Annotated in this window: 15 protein-coding genes; 9 read left to right on the top strand and 6 right to left on the bottom strand. The window is 72.5% G+C overall.

The genetic code is table 11. From position 1 onward, the window contains the following. Nucleotides 1–159: 159 nt before the first annotated feature. The 4 genes from ACQP03_RS18260 to fxsT all read left to right on the top strand — a co-directional run bounded on the left by ACQP03_RS18260 (nt 160) and on the right by fxsT (nt 9,750). Nucleotides 160–1,362: an ROK family transcriptional regulator gene (locus ACQP03_RS18260; protein ID WP_357118096.1), complete on the top strand. Its 1,203-nt coding sequence runs from the start codon at nt 160–162 to the stop codon at nt 1,360–1,362. Between the two features lie 325 nt (nt 1,363–1,687). Then, complete coding sequence (locus tag ACQP03_RS18255) at nt 1,688–4,327, top strand: discoidin domain-containing protein (RefSeq protein WP_357398447.1); 2,640 nt, start codon at nt 1,688–1,690, stop codon at nt 4,325–4,327. 257 nt (nt 4,328–4,584) lie between these two features. Beyond that, on the top strand, nt 4,585–5,826 hold the full coding sequence (locus ACQP03_RS18250) for a TIR-like protein FxsC (RefSeq protein ID WP_357169774.1): 1,242 nt from the start codon (nt 4,585–4,587) through the stop codon (nt 5,824–5,826). Between the two features lie 12 nt (nt 5,827–5,838). Continuing rightward, nucleotides 5,839–9,750 (top strand): FxSxx-COOH system tetratricopeptide repeat protein, encoded by a 3,912-nt coding sequence (gene fxsT, locus ACQP03_RS18245; protein WP_357169777.1) that lies wholly within the window; start codon nt 5,839–5,841, stop codon nt 9,748–9,750. Nucleotides 9,751–9,773: 23 nt separating this feature from the next. Here the strand turns inward: fxsT and ACQP03_RS18240 are convergent, their stop codons facing one another. From ACQP03_RS18240 to fxsA, 3 genes are read right to left on the bottom strand one after another with little or no spacing between them, the layout of a single operon-like run. After that, nucleotides 9,774–11,471 carry an aKG-HExxH-type peptide beta-hydroxylase gene (locus tag ACQP03_RS18240; RefSeq protein WP_357398443.1) on the bottom strand — a complete coding sequence of 566 codons (1,698 nt, stop codon included), beginning with the start codon at nt 11,469–11,471 and terminating at the stop codon, nt 9,774–9,776. Then, nucleotides 11,468–12,679 (bottom strand): FxsB family cyclophane-forming radical SAM/SPASM peptide maturase, encoded by a 1,212-nt coding sequence (locus tag ACQP03_RS18235; protein ID WP_357118111.1) that lies wholly within the window; start codon nt 12,677–12,679, stop codon nt 11,468–11,470. The genes ACQP03_RS18240 and ACQP03_RS18235 overlap by 4 nt, the downstream gene beginning before the upstream one ends. A 2-nt stretch (nt 12,680–12,681) precedes the next feature. Next, on the bottom strand, nt 12,682–12,873 hold the full coding sequence (gene fxsA / locus ACQP03_RS18230) for an FxSxx-COOH cyclophane-containing RiPP peptide (protein ID WP_357118114.1): 192 nt from the start codon (nt 12,871–12,873) through the stop codon (nt 12,682–12,684). Between the two features lie 266 nt (nt 12,874–13,139). Here fxsA and ACQP03_RS18225 point away from each other — a divergent pair, with 266 nt between their 5' ends. From ACQP03_RS18225 to ACQP03_RS18215, 3 genes are all read left to right on the top strand, one after another. Beyond that, nucleotides 13,140–13,493 carry a YciI family protein gene (locus tag ACQP03_RS18225; protein ID WP_357118117.1) on the top strand — a complete coding sequence of 118 codons (354 nt, stop codon included), beginning with the start codon at nt 13,140–13,142 and terminating at the stop codon, nt 13,491–13,493. A 2-nt stretch (nt 13,494–13,495) separates the two neighbouring features. Beyond that, on the top strand, nt 13,496–14,704 hold the full coding sequence (locus ACQP03_RS18220) for an RNA polymerase sigma factor (protein WP_357398438.1): 1,209 nt from the start codon (nt 13,496–13,498) through the stop codon (nt 14,702–14,704). Between the two features lie 91 nt (nt 14,705–14,795). Beyond that, nucleotides 14,796–15,929: a carboxylate-amine ligase gene (locus ACQP03_RS18215; RefSeq protein WP_357169786.1), complete on the top strand. Its 1,134-nt coding sequence runs from the start codon at nt 14,796–14,798 to the stop codon at nt 15,927–15,929. 46 nt (nt 15,930–15,975) lie between these two features. Here ACQP03_RS18215 and ACQP03_RS18210 read toward each other — a convergent pair whose 3' ends face one another. Both ACQP03_RS18210 and ACQP03_RS18205 read right to left on the bottom strand, forming a co-directional pair. Beyond that, the gene (locus ACQP03_RS18210) at nt 15,976–17,760 is read right to left on the bottom strand and encodes an N-acetylglutaminylglutamine amidotransferase (protein ID WP_357398436.1); all 1,785 of its coding nucleotides are present in this window, start codon (nt 17,758–17,760) and stop codon (nt 15,976–15,978) included. A gap of 163 nt (nt 17,761–17,923) precedes the next feature. Next, nucleotides 17,924–18,352: a MarR family winged helix-turn-helix transcriptional regulator gene (locus tag ACQP03_RS18205; RefSeq protein ID WP_396833013.1), complete on the bottom strand. Its 429-nt coding sequence runs from the start codon at nt 18,350–18,352 to the stop codon at nt 17,924–17,926. Nucleotides 18,353–18,445: 93 nt separating this feature from the next. On the opposite strand from ACQP03_RS18205, the gene ACQP03_RS18200 reads away from it, so the two are divergent. Next, nucleotides 18,446–20,224 carry an ABC transporter ATP-binding protein gene (locus tag ACQP03_RS18200; protein ID WP_357119411.1) on the top strand — a complete coding sequence of 593 codons (1,779 nt, stop codon included), beginning with the start codon at nt 18,446–18,448 and terminating at the stop codon, nt 20,222–20,224. A gap of 128 nt (nt 20,225–20,352) precedes the next feature. On the opposite strand, the gene ACQP03_RS18195 is transcribed toward ACQP03_RS18200, so the two are convergent. Next, nucleotides 20,353–20,763: a hypothetical protein gene (locus ACQP03_RS18195; RefSeq protein ID WP_396833014.1), complete on the bottom strand. Its 411-nt coding sequence runs from the start codon at nt 20,761–20,763 to the stop codon at nt 20,353–20,355. Nucleotides 20,764–20,938: 175 nt separating this feature from the next. Here ACQP03_RS18195 and ACQP03_RS18190 point away from each other — a divergent pair, with 175 nt between their 5' ends. After that, nucleotides 20,939–21,334, top strand: coding sequence for a hypothetical protein (locus ACQP03_RS18190; RefSeq protein WP_433457637.1), 396 nt, complete (start codon nt 20,939–20,941; stop codon nt 21,332–21,334). Nucleotides 21,335–21,577: the final 243 nt, after the last annotated feature.

Below are 21,577 nucleotides of genomic sequence, written 5' to 3'. Positions count from 1 at the left end.
GACGGGGTTTCTCCGGACGCGCCGTCGGAGGTCCTTCGGCGTTTCCCGGGAGTTACATCACGGCTTAATGAATGTCGTCATTAAAGTGGTTGGCCGGTGGGTCGTCAAGCACGGTGCGGTTACAGTCGCCACCTACGGCCGACGGGAACGAGGTGACGAGTGGAGCTGGCGCGTGCCACCAACCGGAGCGTCCGGCTGCGCAACCGGTCCGCTCTGCTGACGAAGCTCTTCCTCGATGCCCCGCTCACCCGGCAGGACCTGGTGCGCAGCACCGGGCTGAGCCAGCCGGCGGTGAGCAACGTGGTGGCCGACCTGATCGACGAGGGCATCGTCGTCGAGGCCGGGGCCGCCGAGTCCGACGGCGGCCGACCCAGCATGCTGCTGCGGGTCGCCGCCCGGTACGCCTTCGTGATCGGCGTGGACGTCGGCGAGACCCGGGTCCGGGTCGAGCTGTTCGACTTCGCGATGACGCTGCTCGCCAGCGTCGAGTATCCGCTCGACCCGGCGCGTACCGAGCCGGACCTGGTGGCCGGGCACGTGCTGGCCGGCATCGAGGTGGTGACCGGCCGGGCCGGCGTGGCCACCGCCGACGTGCTCGGCGTCGGCATCGGCGTCTCCGGCGTGGTCGAGCAGGGCGACGAGGCCGTCGTGCACGCCCAGGCCCTCGGCTGGGACCGGGTGCCGCTGGAACGCCTCATCGGCGCCGGCACCGACCTGCCGCTGCACATCGACAACGGCGCGAAGACCCTCGGGCAGGCCGAAATGTGGTTCGGCGCCGGGCGTGGGGCCCGGCACGCCGTCTTCGCGCTGGTCGGGTCGGGCGTGGGCGCCGCCGTGGTGACCAACGGCGCCACCTATCGGGGCGCGTCCAGCAGCGCGGGGGAGTGGGGGCACACCACCCTGGTGTACGGCGGCCGGACCTGCCGGTGCGGCGCACGCGGCTGCCTCGAGGCGTACGTGGGCGCGGAGGCGATCATCGACCGTTACCGGGAGGCCCGTCGGGGACGCGCCGTTCCCGGCGAGGACGAGGAGTCCCAGCTCGCCGCGCTGGTCGCCGCCGCCGACAGCTCGGCCACCGCCCGCCGGGTGCTGGACGACACCGCCGGCTACCTGGGCGCGGGGGTGGCCAACCTGATCAACCTGTTCAACCCGGAGCGGGTGGTCCTCGGCGGGTGGGCGGCGATGGCGCTGGGCGACCTGCTGCCGGCCGTGCGCGAGGCCGCCGGCCGGCAGGCGCTGCGCCAGCCGTACGAGCAGGCGTCCATCGAACTGTGCCGCCTCGGCGTCGACGCGGTGGCCCTCGGCGCGGCCACCCTCCCGATAGCCCGCTTCCTCACCGCCGGCGGCGTCCCTCCCACCTGACCCCCTTCGCCCGTTGATCAAGAGGTTCGCGTCATCCCGGGCGCGGTTTCTGACGCCAACCTCTTGATCAACGGGAGTCAGCTCGGGCCGGCGGGACGGGGGTGGACGGGTGGGGCGGGGTGGAATTACACAAAATCTGATTCTCGGGATAAATAACGAAGTTATAGATCGATGTCTTGACGCCGCCGCAATCTCGCCGCAACACTCCTACGAGAGCGCTCTCCTCTCCCCGCGGCGTCGCATCGGCGGCACCACCCACGGCACCACGGGCGAAGACCGACCCCACCCGCACGGCGTCCGTAACGCCCTATCGACAGGCGATGTCATGACATCTCGTGCTACATCCGTACGCCCGCGTCCCCGGCGGCGGACCGTTCGGCACCTCCTCACCGGAGTCGCGGTGGCCCTGGTGGCAGCCCTGACCCCGGCGGTGGCCACGGCGCCCGCGCAGGCCGCCCCCACCCTGCTCTCGCAGGGCCGCCCGGTGACCGCCTCGTCCACCGAGAACGCCGGCACCCCCGCCTCGGCCGCGGTCGACGGCAACACCGGCACCCGCTGGGCCAGCGCCTTCAGCGACCCGCAGTGGCTCCAGGTCGACCTCGGCGCGCGGGCCACCATCAGCCAGGTCAACCTGCTCTGGGAGGGCGCCTACGGCCGCGCCTTCCAGATCCAGACCTCCGACGACGCCGCCACCTGGACGACGATCTACTCGACCACCACCGGCGCGGGCGGCACGCAGAACCTCACCGTGACCGGCGCCGGCCGGTACGTGCGGATGTACGGCACCGCCCGGGGCACCGCCTACGGCTACTCGCTGTGGGAGTTCCAGGTCTACGGCGAGACCGGCGGCGACACGTCCACCTGCGGCAGCGCCAACGTGGCGCAGGGCAGCCCGGTGACCGCCCCGTCCACCGAGAACGCCGGCACCCCCGCCTCGGCCGCCGTCGACGGCAACACCGGCACCCGCTGGGCCAGCGCCGCCAGCGACCCGCAGTGGCTGCGCGTCGACCTGGGCAGCACCCGCACCATCTGCCGGGTCACGTTGACCTGGGAGGCCGCGTACGCCCGGGCCTTCCAGCTCCAGACCTCCGCGGACGGGTCCACCTGGACCACGATCTACTCCACCACCACGGCAACCGGTGGCACGCAGAGCCTCACCGTCACCGGCACCGGACGCTACCTGCGCGTGTACGGCACCGCCCGGGGCACCGCCTACGGCTACTCGCTGTGGGAGGTGGCGGTCAACACGACCGGCGGCGGCACCACCGAACCCCCGGTCGGCACGACCGACCCGTACAACCCCAACCTCGGCGCGAACACGTACGTCTTCGACCCGAGCACCCCGACGTCGACGATCCAGAGTCGACTGAACACCATCTTCACCCAGCAGGAGACCAACCAGTTCGGCGCGCAGCGCTACGCCGTGCTGTTCAAGCCGGGCACCTACACCGCCGACGTCAACCTCGGCTTCTTCACCCAGGTCGCCGGCCTCGGCATGAGCCCCGACGACGTCAACCTCAACGGTCACGTCCGGGCCGAGGCGACCTGGTTCGGCGGCAACGCCACCCAGAACTTCTGGCGGTCCGCGGAGAACCTCTCGGTGACCCTGCCGTCCGGAGTCAGCGTGGAGCGGTGGGCGGTGTCGCAGGCCGCGCCGTACCGGCGGATGCACCTGCGCGGCGCGCAGAACCAGATCCAGCTCTGGAACGGCGGCGACGGCTGGTCCAGCGGCGGCCTGCTGGCCGACACCCGCATCGACGGCCTGGTCGTCTCCGGATCGCAGCAGCAGTGGTACTCGCGTAACAGCGAGTTCGGCAACGGCTGGACCGGCTCGGTGTGGAACATGGTCTTCCAGGGCGTCAACGGCGCTCCGCCGCCGAGCTTCCCCAACCCGTCGCACACCGTCATCGCGCAGACCCCGCAGGTCCGCGAGAAGCCGTTCCTCTACGTGACGGGCAGCGGCGAGTACCGGGTCTTCGTGCCCGCGGTGCGCACCAACTCCACCGGCACGAGCTGGTACAACAAGACCCCGGCCGGCTCGTCGATCTCGCTGTCGCAGTTCTTCGTCGTCCAGCCCGGCACCAGCGCGGCCACCATCAACGCCGCCCTCGCCCAGGGCAAGCACCTGCTCTTCACCCCGGGCGTGCACCACGTCACCGAGCCGATCCAGGTCAACCGGGCCGACACGGTCATCCTCGGCCTCGGCCTGGCCACCATCCAGGCCGACAACGGCAGCGTCGGAATGCGCGTCGCCGACGTGGACGGCGTCAAGGTCGCCGGCATCATGTTCGAGGCCGGCACCACCAACTCGCCGGTGCTGATGGAGGTCGGCCCGTCGGGCTCGTCGGCGAGCCACGCCGGCAACCCGACCTCGCTGCACGACGTGTTCTTCCGCATCGGCGGTCCGCTCGTCGGCAAGGCCACCAACACGCTGACCGTCAACAGCGACAATGTGATCGGTGACCACATGTGGCTGTGGCGGGCCGACCACGCCGCCCAGGGCGTGCCCACCGGGTGGACGCTGAACACCGCCGACACCGGGCTCACCGTCAACGGCGACGACGTCACCATGTACGGCCTCTTCGTCGAGCACTACCAGAAGTACCAGACCATCTGGAACGGCAACGGTGGGCGGACGTACTTCTACCAGAACGAACTGCCGTACGACGTGCCGAACCAGGCGGCCTGGATGAACGGGTCCACCCGGGGCTACGCCGCGTACAAGGTGGCCGACTCGGTGACCAGCCACCAGGCGTTCGGGCTGGGCAGCTACAGCTACTTCAACGTCAACCCCGCCGTGGTCGAGGAGCACTCCTTCGAGGTGCCGGTCAACTCGAACGTGCGCTTCACCAACATGGTCACCGTCTCGCTCGGTGGCGTCGGCACCATCAACCGGGTGATCAACAACGCCGGTGGCACCGCGAACGCCGCCAACCAGACGGTGTACCTGACGAACTACCCCTGACCGGGACGCCCGCGCCGGCCCGGTCGACTCATCTGACCGGGCCGGCGCGGGTCGTACCCAGGGCCGAGGCCGGCCCGGTCCCGCCGAAGACCGGGCCGGCCACGGTCGTCTCCGCGTACGCCACTTCGTCGGCCACCCGAAAGCGTCGGGCATACGACTCTCCGCGCGCCCGCGCTGATGATCGCGGCTCGGGTGGGCTGGCATCGACGGTCTTATACTGTGCCTACCGGTCGTGGAACCCGTAAGCGGAGGCGGGCGTGCCACTTTTCTTCCTGAGCTACGCCCAAGAGGACAACCGCAACGGTCAGATCCAGAAGTTCTTCGGCGATCTCAGTGACGCGGTGGCCGGGCTGGCCGCCGTCCGCTGGGACGAGGCGGGCTTCATCGACGGGCAGATCCTGCTCGGCAGCACGTGGACGGACACGCTGTCCGATGCGTTGTCCACCAGCGCCTGTCTGATCGCGCTCACCTCGCCCCGGTACGTCGTCAGCGACTACTGCGGTCGGGAGTTCCGGGTCTTCGCCGACCGGATCGACGAGCACGAGCGGCTGTTCAAGGTCCGTCCACCCGCGATCGTGCCGGTCCAGTGGATCCCGTGCGACAAGCTGCCCGCGGCGGTCGCCGGCTACCAGTACCGCAACTTCCCGACCGGCACCGCGTACGCGCAGGACGGCCTGCTCACCCTCAAGCAGCGCAAACGGCACGAGGACGACTACGAGGACTTCGTCGACGCGCTCGCCAAGCACATCGTGCAGACCGCCCGGGACCACCAGCTCCAGCGGCCCGCGCAGCGCCCGGTGCTGTCCAAGGTGACGAGCGCCTTCGACCTGCCGCCACGGCCGCAGGCGCACCACGGCGCCGCCGTGACGACGGCGGTGCAGCGGGCCACCAGCGCACGGCACGTGCACATCGTCCTGGTCGCCGGCAGCTCCGCCGAGGTCGCCGGCAGTCGCCCCGGAGCCGAGGACCGGTACGGCGCGATCTCCCGGGACTGGCGTCCGTACCAGCCCGAGTTGGAGGTGCCCATCGGCAGCTGGGCCGGGGCCATCGCCACCACCAAGAGTTACGGCTGGACGGTGGAGGACGCCGAGGAGTTGGCGGCGGTGCGGGAGTGGGCGCTGGCGCACAACCAGATCGTCGTGCTGGTGGTCGACGTCTGGTCCGCCGACCTGCCGCGCTACCGGCAGAGCCTGATGCGTCACGACCGCGAGGTGACCGGGCCGCGTGCGCCGGTGCTGGTGCCGTGGACGGCGGCCGACGACGCCGCCGCCGGTGGCAACCGCAAGATGTGGGACACCCTGGCCCGGGTGCTCCCGTACCACGTGCTGCACAGCACCCGCGACGTGTGGCGCACCGAGATCGCGACCTGCGCGCGCTTCCAGGAGGAGTTGGAGGACGTGCTGGTCGTCGAACAGGGCCGGATCTACCGTACGGGCACCGTCTACCAGGAGCCGCCCACCGACGGCCCCGGTACCCGCCCGATCCTCGAAGGTCCCTAGGGGAGACACGTCATGGCGCTGAACGAGACGGCACGCGGCCAGATCGTGACCTTCTACTCGTACAAGGGTGGCACCGGCCGCACGATGGCGCTGGCCAACGTGGCCTGGATCCTCGCGAGTCAGGGCCTGCAGGTGCTGGTCGTCGACTGGGACCTGGAGTCTCCGGGTCTGCACCGCTACTTCCACCCGTTCCTGCGGGACAAGGAGCTGCGGGCCACCCCGGGCGTCATCGAGATGATCTGGGATTACTCGATCGCCACGATGCAGCGCAACCGGGACGAGGACTCCCAGGAACTCCTCACCGGCCACGCCAAGATCCAACGTCGTGCGGTCTCGCTGAACTGGGACTTCAGCCACGGCGGCGTGATCGACTTCGTGGCCGCCGGCCAGCAGGACTCGGCGTACTCCCGGTTGGTGAGCACCTTCGACTGGGCCAACTTCTACGAGCGCCAGGGCGGCGCGTCGTTCATCGACGCGGTCCGGGCGCAGATGCGCGCCGAGTACGACGTGGTGCTGATCGACAGCCGCACCGGCCTCAGTGACGTGGCCGGCATCTGCACCGTGCAACTGCCCGACCTGGTGGTCAACTGCTTCACCATGTCCACCCAGAGCATCCGGGGAGCGGCGGCGGTGGCCCGCTCGATCCGCAGCCAGCGCCCGGACGACCCGCCGCTGCTGCTGCCGGTGCCGATGCGCGTCGAGGACGCCGAGCTGCGCAAGCTGGAGACCGGGCGCGACCTGGTACGGACCGAGTTCGCCCCGTTCCTCGACCACCTCTCGGAGGCGGCGGCCGCCCGCTACTGGAACACCATCGAGGTGCCCTACCGCACCTTCTACGCCTACGAGGAGATCCTCGCCGCGTTCGGTGACCGGCCCGAGCAGGTCGGCACCCTGCTGGCCGCGTACGAGCAACTCGCCTCGGTGATCACCGACGGGCGCGTCACCCAGTTGCACCCGATCGGCGAGGCGGACCGACGCCGTTCGCTGACCGAATTCGAGCGCAGCCGGCTCACCGCCGAGCAGGCCGTGCTGCTCAGCTACGCCTCGGCAGACCGGCTCTGGGCCGAGTGGATCACCGACCAGTTGGAGGACGCCGGGCTGCGGGTGGATCGTCGCGCGCTGGACGTGCCGGTGCTCTCCGGCGGGCGGGCCGAGTTCGACCGGGCCGTCAGCGGCGCGAGCCGGGTGCTGGCCGTCCTCACCCGGCACTACGCCAGCACGCCCCTCGCCGGCGAGGTGTGGAAGAACGCCACCGGCCGGGACCAGCTCGGCGGCGCGGGCGTGCTGGTGCCGCTGCGCGTCGACGAGTCGCGGCTGACGATGCCGTACAGCGACCACAGCCCGGTGGACCTCACCGACGTCGACCCGTCCACCGCGCGAACCCGCCTACTGGATGCCGCCGGCGGGACGACCGCCATGGCCGGCGGTCGCGCGGTCGGCCGTTTCCCCGGCCCGTTCCCGGCGATCTCCAACGTCCGCCAGCACGGCACCCCGTTCGTCGGTCGCGCCGCCCAACTCGAAGCGCTACGCGACCGGCTCACCACCTCGCCGGACTCGGCCATCCAGGTCGTGCACGGCCTCGGCGGTGTGGGCAAGACCCAGCTCGCCGCCGAGTACGCGCTGCGCTTCGGCCGCGGGTACGACCTGGTCTGGTGGATCCCGGCGGACAGCGAGGACCGCATCCGCGGCGGCCTCGGCGACCTCGGGCAGGCGATGGGGCTGGGCACCGGCGGTGGCGCCGAGGCGGCCCGACGGGTGCTCGACGCGCTGCGCCGCGCCGGGCCCGACCAGCGCTGGCTGATCATCCTGGACAACGTCGACAAGCCCACCCACGCCACCCGCGCGCTACTGCCGCAGGGCCCCGGCCACGTCCTGCTCACGACCCGCGACCAGAGCTGGAGCGAGTACGCCACCGCGACCGAGCTGACCGTCTTCGACCGCGCCGAGAGCGTCCAACTGCTGCGGGACCGGGTTCGCGGACTCAGTGAGGCCGAGGCCACCCAGGTGGCCGAGAAGCTCGGCGACCTGCCGCTCGCGGTCGAGCAGGGCGCCGCGTACCTGCGGGCCAGCGCCATGCAGGTCGAGAAGTACCTGAACTCGCTGGACACGCCCGGCCTGCTGCGCATCCTCGACGGCCGGCAGTCCGCCGGCTACTCCAAGGCGCTCGCCGCCACCTGGCTGTTCACCCTCGGTCAGTTGCGCGAGGAGAAGCCGGCCGCCGCCCGGCTGCTGGAGCTGTGCTCGTTCTACGCGCCGGAGCCGATCCCGGTCGCCATGCTCACCGGTGACCGCTTCGCCAGCTTCATGGCGCCGATCGATCCGACGCTCACCGACCCGATCCTGCAGGGCCTGGTCACCGCCGAGCTGGGTCGCTACGGCCTGGCCCAGGTCGACGCCGAGAACAACACGGTACGGATCCACCGGCTGGTCCAGTTGGTCATCCAGGACCAGCTCAGCGATCCCGACGAGGCCCGCCGGCAGGCCCAACTGCTGCTCGCCGCCGCCAACCCCCGCGACCCCGACAAGCCGGTCAACTGGCCCGAGTACGCCGAGCTGTGGCCGCACGTACGCCCCAGCGGCCTGCACCTGTCCACCCTGGACGAGGCGCGTCAGCTCGTCGTGGACATCGTGCGCTACCTCTACCGGCGGGGCGACTACGACAGCAGCCGCACCCTCGCCGAGGATGCGCTGACCGGGTGGCGCGACACCGACGAGGACGACCCCACCCGGCTGCGCATGCGCTTTCACCTGGCGAACGTGCTGCGCGCGCAGAGCAACTTCGACGGGGCGTACGAGATCGACCGGGACGTCTACGAGCGGCAGCGGCGGATCTTCGGCGAGGATCACCTCTACACCCTGATGACGGCCCGCAGCGTCGGCGCGGACCTGCGCGCCCAGGGGCTCTACCACGAGGCCGAGGCGCAGGACCGGCGCACGCTGGAGTTGAGCGTGCGCAGCTTCGGCGACGACAGCGGCCGTACGCTGATCGCCGAGAACAACCTCGCCGTGTCGCTGCGGCTGGTCGGTGACTTCCGTAACGCGGCCGCGCTCGACCAGCACATCCACGAGCGACGGCGGGACCGTTTCGGCGAGGAGGACCCGTCCACCCTGGCCTCGGCCAGCAACTACGGGCGCGGCCTGCGCGACACCGGCGAGCTGTGGCGGTCGCACAGCGTCCTGCAACGCGCGTACACCAGCCAGCAGAAGGTGAACGGACCGGACCATCCGGAGACCCTGCGGACTGCCAAGGAGTTGGCGCTCACGCTGCGTCAGCTCGGCCGCTTCACCGACGCGCACCGGCTGATCGAGCGGACGGTGGTCCGCTACCAGCGCACCCTCGGCGCCGAGCACGCCGACACCCTCTCGGCCGAGATGGCCCTCGCCACGACCTGGTCGGCGGTGGGTGACAACCAGACCGCCCTACGGTTGGCACGCCGCCTGAGCATCAGCTACAACGCTGTGCTCGGCGACTCGCACGCCATCAGCCTGGCCTGCCTCAACAACCTCGGCGTGCTGCTGCGCAAGCAGGGCGACCACGCCCAGGCCCGGGAGCTGTCCCAGCGGGTCCGCGACCAGTTGCTGGCCAACCTCGGCGAGCGGCACCCGCACACCCTGCTGGCCACCCTCAACCTGGCCAACGACCTGTTCGCCCTCGGTGACCGGGAGAGCGCGTTGCTGCTGGACACCACCGCGTACGTGGAGCTGACCCGGGCGTTCGGCGCCGAGCACCCGGACACCCTCTCGGCGTCGGTCAACCTCGCGTTGAGCCGCCAGGGCACCGAGAGCGAGGCGGACGCCGGCCGGGCGCTCTACGACGAGGCGTTCGGGCAACTCGTGCAGCTCTTCGGCGGCGACAATCCCCGGGTGGTGCAGGCCCGCCAGCGGGAACGCTCCAACGCCTACATCGAACCGGCGCTGCTCTAGGTCCTGTTTCAAGGCGCGGTCGGTCAGGTGGCCGCCGCCAGCCACGCGGCGAGGGCGAGCGGGTCGGCGTCCACGAGGCTCTGGCTGAGCGCCCGCACCACCTCGGGCCGGCGGGTCAGCATCCGTGCCGCCGCCGGTTGCCCGGTGCGGTGGGCGGCCAGGGCGAGTCCCACCCAGGCGTCGACATCGCCGGAGTCGGCCGCGAGCCGTCGCCGGTACCCGGCCAACGCGTCCTCGCAGTTGCCCGCCGCGTACGCCTGGTCGCTCGGGCTCGACCGGTGCGGCCCGCCGCCGCCCAGGAGCCGGTGGCGGACGGCGGCCTCGGGGCCACTGGCCACGGTGAGAGCGGGCCGGGCCGGGGCCGGGACGACCGTCGACGGTGAGCCGTCGAGAGCCGGTGGCACGCCGTGTCGCCACGCGCGCGCCAGGCGGGCCACCCCGTCCGGGTCGGGCCGCAGGTTGGCCAGGCCCCAGCGCACCGCGCCGGCGTCCGCGACGTCCCGCGCGGCGGCCTCGACCGGGCCGTCGAGCGGGTCACGCCAGCCGTGCAACGTGCGGGCCATGTCGGTCACGAACGACCGGCCGACCGCGGTCAGCTCGGTCGCCCCGGCGAGCTGCCGGACCGCGCGGACGGTCTGCTCCCGCCAGTACGCGTACTCGAACGCGGCGGCGCTGCCCTCGTGCCGGCGCTGCCGCCACACCTCGGCCACCCCGAGGTGGGCGTACGCGCCCTGGAGCAGCGCGCCGACCGGGCGCGGGTCCAGCCGCCACGGCGCCCGGTAGCGCGCCGGCCCACCCTCGCTGTGCAGCGGGACGAGGTCGAGGAGCGCGCCGAGTTTCGTGTGCTGCGCCTCGTGCACGAGCAGCAACGCGAGGGTCTGCGCGTCGGCCGGCACGGAGAGCGCGATGGCCCCCAGCGCGTCCCTGCTGGTGGCGCTCACCGGGTTGCCCGAGGGCGGCGGACGCAGCGGCACGAGCGAGCGCAGCAGCCCGGCCAGCGCGTCGACGTGCGCCGGAAGGTGCTCGCGCAGCCACTGCCCGGCCCCGGCGGCGAGACGGTCCAGCCGGGCCGCCCCCGCGTCGTCCAGCCGTGGCGCGGACGGCCGGTGGTAGCAGTCGCGCCACGGGTCCTGGTCGTCGACGAGCACCCCGGCCGCGTCGAACGGCACGGTCCGGCGTGCCGGCTGCCACTCGATCCCGCCGTCGCCCGCGTCCAGCAGCCGACCGGCGCGGGCGTCGACGCACACTCCGCCGTCGTCCGCGCCGCCGTCGATCCGCAGCGTGCCGGTCGCGCCGCGCAGTCGGATCGCGCCATCGGCGTGCAGGCCCGTCGCCGCCCCGACGGTCGGCAGCGGCAGCACACCGTCGGCCGGGCGGGGCAGCGTCAGCGTGAACGTCAGGCCGGCGCGGACCGCCGCCGCCGTGGCGAGCGTCGCCAGATAGGTGGGGCCGGCCGCGCCGTCGAGCGCGGCGCGGGCCCAGCCGGTCACCGGTGGATGGGCCAGCACCGCGGCGACCGTCGCCGGTTCGGCGTGCTCGGCCCGGGTGAGCAGCTCCAGACTCTGCCGCACCAGCGGCTGGTCGCGGCAGGCGCGGGCCGCGGCCACGGTCAGCAGCCGGCGGCGACCGAGCTGCCCGCCGCGCAACACGGCGATGGTGTCGGCGTCACCGTGGCCGGCGGCCAGCCCGGCGAGTTGTCTCGCCGTCAACGGGCCCGTCACGGGCGTACCGCCGGCACGCTCCGATCGCGCAGCGCCGCCAGGTCGGCGGTCACCCTCTCCTGCACGTGCCGGATCAGCCGGAACAGGTCGGCACAGTAGACCGAGGGGTGGGTGAAGCCGTCGCCGTCGCGGAACCGGTGCGCGTACAGGCCGCCGCCGCAGACGCCGACGACCGGGCAGGCCCGGCAGGCCGGGGCGAGCGCCGCGATCCCGGTGGGACGCCCCGCCAGCGACGGGTGCCGCAGCGCGTCGTCGAAGCTGTGCCGGAAGACGTCGAAGCCGGTCCGCATCGCCGCGGCGCTGGTGGTCTTGAGCGTGTCGGTGCCCTCGATGGTGCCGTCGGTCTCGATCGTCATGACATCCGGATCGGTGACGCCCAGCGCCTGCGTGCCGCTGCGACCGCCCAGCAGCAGCGCGATCAGCGACTCGAAGAGTCGGATGCCGGTCCGCCGGGGCCGCTCGGCGTACCAGCGGTCAAAGACGGCGATCAGCCAGTCCGCGTACGGGGTGGCGGGGTCGTCGGGGTGACGCCCGGGTGGGGGAGCGCTCCAGTTGCCGTGCGGGAGCAGCAGGTCCAGCCGGGGCGGGTCGAACTCCCGCAGGCCCTCGTAGACGGTGACCGGATCGTTGGCCAGGTCCACGGTGCACAGCAGACCGGCGTAGCGGGCGCGGTGTTCGGGTCGGGCCAGCAGGCGCAGCGCCCTGGCCACCTCGGCGTAGCTGCCGCGCCCATCGGCGTGACGGCGGTGACGGTCGTTGGCCGTACGGTCACCGTCCACGCTCACGCCGACGTCGATGCCGTGCGTGTGGCACAGGTCGAGCGCCGCCTCGTCGAGCAGCAGCCCGTTGGTCTGCATCGCGACATCGAGCGTGACCCCGGTGGGCAGCGCGGCCCGCAGCGTGCGGACCGTCCGGTCGAGCACGGCGAGACCGGCGAGCAGCGGCTCACCGCCGTGCAGCACCACCCGGACGCGGTCGGCGCCGTGCCGGGCCAGATGGGCGGCGAGCCGGTCGGCGACCCGGCTCACGGTCCCGGGGGCCATGATCCGGGGCCGGGACCGCCAGTCCTGGTCGGCGTGGCGGTAGACGTAGCAGTAGTCGCAGGCCAGGTTGCACCGCGAGTGGACCTTCAGCACCACCTGCCGGATGTGCGGCGTGGCCACGGCAGGGCGGTCTCGGGTGGCCGACGGCGGGGCGTCGGCCGGCACGGTCAGAAGCTCGACTCGAAGGCCGACACGTCGCCGGGCCGACCCGGCTCGCCCTCGGCGGCCAGCGCGCCCAGCACGTGCGCCAGGACGCCGTCACCGGCACCGGCCAACAGGTCCGCCAGGGGTACGTCGCCGAGCTGCACCAGCGCGGTGCCGACAGCGTGCGGGATGGGCGGCTGGTCGTGGTCAGCCACGGTGGACCGTCCTTCGCTCGAAGACCGGCACCTGAGTCACCGCTGCGCTCACTCCGCCTTTCTACACCATCGCAGCCGACCCGCGAGGGCGCGACACCGTACCCCGTACGCGCTGGCCACCGTGCCGTTACCTGGCGTACCGCCACGGCCCGTCGGCGTCGGCGGGCCGATACCGGGCCGATCGGCCTGTCGATGTGGGCGGTCGCCGTTCGTGTGGAAGATGAGGGGTCGACGTCACGTCGACCCACCGCTCGCGAGGAGGAACGATGGCGCTCTATCTGCTCAGCATGCACCAGCCCAACGGCGGGACACCGGAGCCGGAGTTCCTGGCCCAGGTCATGCGCGAGGTCGGTGAACTGCGGGACGAGCTCGTCGCGGACGGGTCGTGGGTGTTCGGTCAGGGCCTGCACGGGCCGGAGACCGCCACCGTGCTGCGTCCCCGCGACGGCGACGTTCTGGTCACCGACGGGCCGTTCGTGGAGGGCAAGGAGCACCTCGGCGGGGTCACCATCATCGACGTTCCGGACCTGGACGCGGCCCTGCGCTGGGGCCGCCGTTACGCGCTGGCCACCACCCTGCCGATCGAGGTCCGCCCCTTCCGGTCCGCCGCCGGAGGGTGACCGTGCCCGACGTGGAGGCGGTGTTCCGCGCCGAGTACGGCCGCGCGGTCGCCGTCCTGGTGCGCCTCCTCGGCGACATCGACCTCGCCGAGGAGGCCGTGCAGGACGCCTTCACGATCGCGCTGCGGCGGTGGCCGACCAGCGGCCCACCAGCCAGCCCGGCCGGTTGGGTCATCACCACCGCCCGTAACCAGGCCATCGACCGGTTGCGTCGGGAGGCGACCCGCGCCGACCGGCACGCCCAGGCGGCCCTGCTGTACGCCCCCGACCCACCCGCCGAGGAGGGGCCCGTGCGCGACGACCAGCTCCGTCTGATCTTCACCTGCTGTCATCCGGCGCTCGCGCCGGCCACCCGGGTCGCGCTCACCCTGCGTCTGCTCGGTGGCCTGCGGACCGCCGAGATCGCCCGCGCGTTCCTGGTGCCGGAGGCGACCATGGCGCAGCGGTTGGTCCGCGCCAAGTCGAAGATCCGCCACGCGCGCATCCCGTACCGGGTGCCGAGCGACGCCGACCTGCCCGACCGGCTGCACGGCGTCCTCGCGGTGCTGTACCTGATCTTCAACGAGGGTTACACGGCCAGCGCCGGCCCGCACCTGGTCCGCGCCGACCTGTGCGCCGAGGCGATCCGGCTGGCCCGGCTGCTCGTCGAGCTGATGCCGGACGAGCCGGAGGCGCTGGGATTGCTCGCGCTGATGCTGCTCACCGAATCCCGCCGAGTCGCCCGCACCACCGTCGGCGGTGACCTCGTGCCGCTGCCCGAGCAGGACCGGAGCCGGTGGGACGCCGCGTTCGTCGCCGAGGGGCAGGCGCTGGTGCGCCGCTGCCTGCGCCGCGGCCGGCCGGGGCCGTACCAGATCCAGGCCGCGATCGCCGCCGTGCACAGCGTCGCGCCCCGCGCCGCCGACACCGACTGGGGACAGATCCTCACGCTGTACGACCAGCTCACGGTCGTCGCCCCGGGCCCGGTGGTGGCGCTGAACCGGGCCGTCGCGCTCGCCGAGGTTGCCGGCGCGGCCGTGGCGCTGAACGAGGTGGACCGGCTCGACCTGCCCGGATACCACGTGCGGCACGTGGTCCGCGCCGACCTGCTGGCCCGGCTCGGCCGCGACGCCGAGGCTGTCGAGGCGTACCGGACGGCCGTGGCGTTGACGGACAACGCGGCCGAACGGGCCTTCCTCACCGCGCGGGCGGCGGCGCTGGCCGCGGGCTGACCGCGCGTTTGCCGACCGCCCGCGCCGGGAAACCGAGCCGCCCGTCGGCCCGGCTGCCCGCCCGTGGCCGCAGCAGTGGATGGAGGCGGAGATGGCGTACCGACCGGCGACCGTCGACGCCGTTGCCGACCTCGGCACCCTCACCCTCGGCGTCGAGGAGGAGTTCCTGCTGCTCGACCCGGCCAGCGGCGGCAACCTGGCGGTCGCCGACGAGGTGCGGGCCGCCCTGCGCGGCCCGGCCCGCGACCAGAGCCGCCAGGAGTTCCGGCACAGCATGGTCGAGATGGTCACCCCGGTCTGCGCCGACCTCGACGAACTCCGTACCCACCTGGTGGCGCTGCGGCGATCGGCCGTCGAGGCCGCCGCCCGGGCCGGGGCCCGGCTCGTCGCCGTCGGAGCGACGCCGGTGGCCGAGCCGCACCGGACGGTGCCCGACGAGCCGCGCTACCACGCCATGTCGCGCCGGTACGGGCCGGTGGCACACGATCCGGCCGTCTGCGGGTGTCACGTGCACGTCGGGCTGCCGGACCGGGAACTGGCCGTGCAGGTCTGCAACCACCTGCGGGTGTGGCTGCCGGTGGTGCAGGCCCTCACCACCAACTCGCCGCTGCACGACGGGTACGACACCGGCCACGCCAGTTGGCGGTCGATGCAGTTGGAACGCTGGCCCAGCATCGGCCCCACCCCGTACTTCGAGTCGGTCACCGACTACGACCGCACGGTCGACGAGCTGATCGCCGCCGGCGTCATGCTGGACGCCGCGATGGTGTACTGGTACGCCCGGCCGTCGTCGGCGTACCCGACCGTCGAGGTGCGCGTCGGCGACGTCTGCCCGACGGTGGACGACGCGGTGCTGGTCGCCGCCCTGGTCCGCAGCCTGGTCGCGACGCTCGCCGACGACGTACGCGCCGGTGTGCCCGCCCCGGGAGTGCGCGACTGCCTCGTCGCCGCGGCGCACTGGCGGGCCGCCCACGACGGCCTCGACGGCGAGCTGATCGACCTGCGGGCCGGCGGCGCCCGCCCGGCCTGGGACCTGGTCGACGACCTGATGGCGACGATCGCCCCGGCGCTGCTGCGGCACGGCGACCTCGGCTACGTCCTGGCCCAACTGGCCCGGCTGCGCCGCGACGGCACCGGCGCGACCCGACAGCGCCGGGTGCTCGACGACACCGGCGACCTGCGTGCCGTCATCGACGACCTCGCCGCCCAGACCGCCGCCGCCTGACGGACCGGGCCGCTCCCGTTTCCGCGCTGCAGGAGTCGGCGGTGGCTCAGGTGATGCCGTGGGTCTGCAGCCACAGCTCCAGCAGGCCGAGCTGCCACAGCTTGTTGCTGCCGGCGGCCGCCTCGGCCCGGTCCGGCTCGGCGAGCAGACGCGAGACGTACTCGGGGCGGAAGAGGCCTCGCTCGCGCGCCGCCGGGGCCTGCAACGCCTCCGCGACCAGTTCGCGCACCGGTCCGTCCACGTTGCGCAGCGCCGGCACCGGAAAGTAACCCTTCGGCCGGTCGATCACCTCGGCCGGCAGCACCTCCCGGGCCACCTCCTTGAGCACACCCTTGCCGCCCTGCGCCACCTTGTGCTCCGGCGGGCAGTGCGCGGCGAGGGCCACCAGGTCCTGGTCGAGGAACGGCGTGCGCACCTCCAACCCCCACGCCATGCTCATGCTGTCCACCCGCTTGACCGGGTCGTCGGGCAGCATCAGGTGGGTGTCCAGGCGCAGCACCGCGTCCAGCGCGGTCTGCGCCCCGGGCGCGTCGAGATGCCCGGCGAGCAGGTCCCGGCTGGCGTCGTGGTCCAGCGCGTACGCCGGGCCGACGACGGCACGCAGCCCATCGTGGTCCCGGTCGAAGAACGCCGCCGCGAACGTCTCGGCGGCACCGTGCCGAGGTGCGTCGACCAGCGGCTGGTGGTAGCCGTAGCCGGCGAACACCTCGTCCGCGCCCTGCCCGGACTGGGCCACCTTCACGTGCTTCGCCACCTGTTCCGACAGCAGGTGGAAGGCGACCACGTCGTGGCTGCCCATCGGCTCGGTCATGGCCCGCACGGCGTTGCGGACGGCGGGCGCCAGGTCGTCGTCGGCGAGCCGGATCCGCTGGTGGTCGGTGTCGTACGCGCGGGCCACCAGGTCGGAGTAGTGGAACTCGTCGCCGGACTCGTCGCCCCGACTGTCGAAGCCGATGCTGAACGTGCGCAGGTGCGCCTGACCGGCCTCGGCGAGCAGCGCCACGATGAGGCTGGAGTCCAGACCGCCGGAGAGCAGCACACCGACCGGGACGTCGGCCACGAGCCGGCGGCGTACCGCCGTGCGCAGCGCGTCCCCGACGGCGGCCCGCCAGTCGGCGGCGTCCATCCGCGCGTCGGCGGGTTCCCGCACGTAGTCGGGTTGCCAGTACACCTGCTCCCGGCTGCGCCCGTCGGCCTCGACGATCCGCAGGGTGGCCGGTGGCAGCTTGCGGACGCCGCGCAGCACGGTCCGCGGCGCGGGCACGATGGAGTGCCAGGACAGGTAGTGGTGCAGCGCCACCGGATCGATGCCGGTGTCGACGTCCCCGGCGCGCAGTAGCGCGGGCAGGGTGGAGGCGAACCGGAGCCGTCCGGGACTCTCGGCGAGGTAGAGCGGTTTGATGCCGAGCCGGTCGCGGGCCAGCACGAGGCGTCGCCGGACCCGGTCGACCAGGCCGATCGCGAACATGCCGACCAGGTGGTCGACGAAACGTTCGCCCCAGTGCGCGTACGCCACCAGGATCACCTCGGTGTCGCTGGTGGATCTGAAGGCGTACCCGGCGTTCTGTAGCTCCTCGCGCAGCTCCGGGTAGTTGTAGACGCAGCCGTTGAAGACCAGCGCCAGGCCCAGATCGTCGCGCGCCATCGGCTGGGCGCCGGCGTCGGACAGGTCGATGATGGTCAACCGGCGGTGCCCGAGGGTCACCCAGTCGTCGGTCAGCAGGCCCTCGGCGTCCGGTCCGCGGGAGCGCATCGCCTCGGTCATCCGGGTGACCGCCGCCGCGTCGGGCGGTCGGCCGTCGAAGCGTGCCTCTCCGCTGATCCCGCACATCGGGCGTCTCCTGTCGCGCTTCCCGGCGCGGTGGCGGCCGGTCCCGCCGCAGCGACGAACGGGGCGGCTGGCTACCCGCACACAAGCCAGGTAAACCAGAGCCCTGATGTAAGGAAGGGCCCCTTCTTATACACCAGGCGTTAATAAGGTGCCCTTCCTTACATCAGGTGCGCAGGGTGCGCAGGATGCGGGCCAGCTCGGCCCGGTCGGTGTCGGGGAGGTGGCCGAAGAAGCGGTCCGCCTCGGCGCGGCGGGCGGCCCGGATGGCGGCGCTGACCCGGGTGCCCTCGGCGGTCGGCGCGACCAGGGTGGCCCGCCGGTCGGCCGGGTCGGGTCGCCGCTCGACGAGCCCCCGGGCCTGGAGGTCGTCGACGACCTCGGTGGCCGAGCGGGGCGCGATGCGCAGGTGCTCGGCGAGGGTGCCGGGGCGTACCTCGCCGTGCCGGCCGAGCACGCCCAGCGCCCGGGCCTGGCTGGGGGTGACGTCCCACGGGGCCAGTGACTCGCGGGTCTGCCGACGCAGGCGGGACGCGACCGCCCAGAACGTCTCGGCCAGGCTCTCGTCGCCGCTGTCGGCGGTGTCCTCGGTCACCGGAATACGGTAGCAGCCGATGCTGTTGTTCCCTCATGTTGAGGTAACCTCAGCATATCCTTCCGGAAGGAGTTCCCCTTGGAACCCACCCCGATGGGCCGCGACCGCGGCCACCGCACCGTCAGCGCCGAGGAGAAGGAGCAGGCCCGCCAGGTGTCCCTGCGCCGCATCGGCCGCCTCTTCACCCCCCACCGACCCGCGCTGGCCGTCGTCACCGCGATCATCGTGCTCTCCTCGATCGTCGCGATGGCGAGCCCGTTCCTGCTCCGTACCGTGATCGACCAGGCCCTCCCGCAGGGTGACGTGACCCTGCTGGTCTGGCTGGTCCTCGGCATGGTCGCCGTCGCCGCCGTGACCGCCGCGCTCGGCGTCGTCCAGACCTGGATCTCCACCCAGGTCGGGCAGCGGGTCATGCACCGGCTGCGCACCGACGTGTTCCGTCACCTCCAGCGGCAGTCGCTGGGCTTCTTCACCCGCACCCGCACCGGCGAGGTGCAGTCGCGCATCACCAACGACATCGGCGGCATGCAGTCGGTGGTCACGTCCACCGCCACCGCCGTCGCGGCCAACCTCACCACCGTGGTCGCCACCGCCGTCGCGATGGTCGCGCTCTCCTGGCAGCTCTCCCTGGTCTCGCTCGTGGTGCTGCCACCGGCCATCTGGCTGACCCGTCGGGTCGCCCGGATGCGCCGCGAGATCACCGCCCAGCGCCAACGCGAACTCGCCGACCTCAACGTCACGGTGGAGGAGGGGCTGTCCATCAGCGGGGTGCAGCTCGCCAAGACCCTCGGCACCGGCCCCGCGCTGGTCGACCGGTTCACCGCCTCCTCGGAGCGGCTCGTCGACCTGGAACTGCGCAGCGAGCTGGCCGGACGCTGGCGGATGGCCTCGATGAGCATCATCTTCGCCGCCGTACCGGCCGTCATCTACCTCGCCGCTGGCCTGCCCGGCGCCGCCGGGACACTGAGCATCGGCACCCTGGTCGCCTTCACCGCCCTGCAGGGCGGCCTGTTCCGGCCGCTGATGGGCCTGCTCAACGTGGGCGTGTCGCTGACCGCGTCGCTGGCCCTGTTCGCCCGCATCTTCGAATACCTCGACCTGCCGGTCGACGTGGACGACCCCGCCGAACCGGTCCGCCTCGACCCGGCCCGGGTCCAGGGACACCTGCGCCTGGAAGACGTCACCTTCGGCTACCCGGGCAGCGACACCGCCGCCCTCGCCGGCATCACCCTCGACGTGCCCGCCGGCACCAGCCTCGCCCTCGTCGGCGAGACCGGATCCGGCAAGAGCACCCTCGCGGGCCTGGTCAGCCGCCTGCACGACCCGACCGCCGGCCGCGTCACCATCGACGGCGTCGACCTGCGCGACCTGCGCCTGGCCGACCTGGCCGCGATCGTCGGCGTGGTCAGCCAGGAGACGTACCTGCTGCACACCACCGTCCGGGAGAACCTGCGCTACGCCCGGCCGGACGCCACCGACGCCGAGATCGAGGCCGCCGCCCGCGCCGCCCAGATCCACGACCTCATCGTCGCGCTCCCCGACGGGTACGACACCGAGGTCGGCTCCCGTGGGCACCGGTTCTCCGGCGGTGAGAAGCAACGGCTCGCCATCGCCCGTACGCTGCTGCGCGACCCGCGCATCCTGGTCCTCGACGAGGCCACCAGCGCCCTGGACACCGAGACCGAACGCGCCGTGCAGAGGGCGTTCGACGTGCTCGCCCAGGGTCGTACCACCATCACCATCGCCCACCGCCTCTCCACGGTCCGCGACGCCGACCAGATCGCCGTCCTCGACCACGGCCGCATCGTCGAGGCCGGCACCCACGGCAGCCTGTTGGACCGCAACGGCCGCTACGCCGCGCTGGCGGCCTGAACGTCGCGCGCTCGGCCCGTCCTTCGCCCACCGTCGCCGGGAGGGCGAGGCCGTCGCCGTACGCCGGGAAACCGTCACCATCCTGGCGACTCGCCGGAGCTGACGCGGGGGTGCAGGACTGGCCAATATCAACTGTCGAGGATCAGCTGCGCGTTCACGCGATCGGCGAGTTCCCAGAGAGGGCCATGCGTCACGATGCCCTCGCCTCGTCCTTGCTTCGTGGGTGAGGCGCGGTAGAGCGTTCGGACCGTGTCGCCAAATCCGACCACGACCCACCAGGTCCCGTCGGGATAGCGGCGTCGCCAGGTTGTCGACACGAACTTCCCGGTGTCTGTCCGTGCTTCCACGAGAATGAGCTCCCATGCCTCCGGATCGAACTTCTCCAGATCAGCTAGGGGAGCGTCGTGCCCATCGACCCGCTCACGCAGATGCGCCCCGTGCAGCCGAAGCGGTCGAACTCCGGTGAGCACCTGACGGACACGGGCGAACAGGGGACTCGGGCCGGAATCCACGTGAAAGCGAGCTACTGAGACGCCCACTGCTCCACACCCTGCCACTCAGTTCCTGCCCCGCATCTCGACGGGCGTCAGCCTAGATCATCAGTCCCGGACGCGTCGGCGGCGCTCGGAGTCGGACCGTGCCTGATCTGGACCATCGGGTCGGGGCTGGCGCGGGTTGCCCGGTGCTGACAACCTCGGCGTCGTGGGTACATTCGTGACGCAGCTTCCGGCACTTCTCGGTGTGCTGGTCGGCACCCTGGGCACGATCCTCGCCACTACCCTGACCGATCGCGCACGGTGGCGGCGCAGCCAAAGCACCCGCTGGGACGAGCGGCGGCTCGATGCGTACGTCGACTACGCGCACGCCCTCAAGGAGAGTTACGCGGTGGCGCTGCGGATGACGGCTGACCTGCGGCCGGAGTCGCATAGCCACCCGATCGACCGGGAGGGCGGTCTGGCCCGGCTGGCCGAGTCCGACGCGAAGGACCATCGTCTGGGAGAACCTGTTGCTGCTCGGCGACGAGCCGACGGTCGCCGCCGCCGCCAACTGGCGCGATGCGGTCTGGCAGGTGGAACGGCTCGCCCGATCCATCGTCGATCCATCGTCTGACATCTCCGAGATGCTGGCCCGGGTCAACGAGGCCCGCGATGCCTACTACCGGGCGGCTCGACGGAGCCTCGGTGTCCGCGGTGGGTCGGTAGAGCAGTCGGCGGCGCTGCGGCAGGCGCTGCTCGGCCGGCCAGCGGGTACGGCTGCCGCGCTCTCAGTGCCCGTGCACGATGTTCCTGAGGACAGTGGCCGTCGCGACGCGCCCGCTGGTGACCGTTCAGATGGTGGTCTTTAGATCCACTT

It is taken from the genome of Micromonospora sp. CA-248212, assembly GCF_050948405.1.
In the GTDB taxonomy this organism is placed as follows: domain Bacteria; phylum Actinomycetota; class Actinomycetes; order Mycobacteriales; family Micromonosporaceae; genus Micromonospora.
Note: the sequence above shows the minus strand (reverse complement) of the source record. Positions and strands in the feature narration are given on the sequence as shown.

Coding starts and splice junctions, on each gene's coding strand:
- ACQP03_RS18225 (WP_357118117.1), top strand. CDS start 13,140: ATGGCGCTCTATCTGCTCAGCATGCACCAGCCCAACGGCGGGACACCG.
- ACQP03_RS18215 (WP_357169786.1), top strand. CDS start 14,796: ATGGCGTACCGACCGGCGACCGTCGACGCCGTTGCCGACCTCGGCACC.
- ACQP03_RS18255 (WP_357398447.1), top strand. CDS start 1,688: ATGACATCTCGTGCTACATCCGTACGCCCGCGTCCCCGGCGGCGGACC.
- fxsT (WP_357169777.1), top strand. CDS start 5,839: ATGGCGCTGAACGAGACGGCACGCGGCCAGATCGTGACCTTCTACTCG.
- ACQP03_RS18210 (WP_357398436.1), bottom strand. CDS start 17,760: ATGTGCGGGATCAGCGGAGAGGCACGCTTCGACGGCCGACCGCCCGAC.
- ACQP03_RS18200 (WP_357119411.1), top strand. CDS start 18,446: ATGGGCCGCGACCGCGGCCACCGCACCGTCAGCGCCGAGGAGAAGGAG.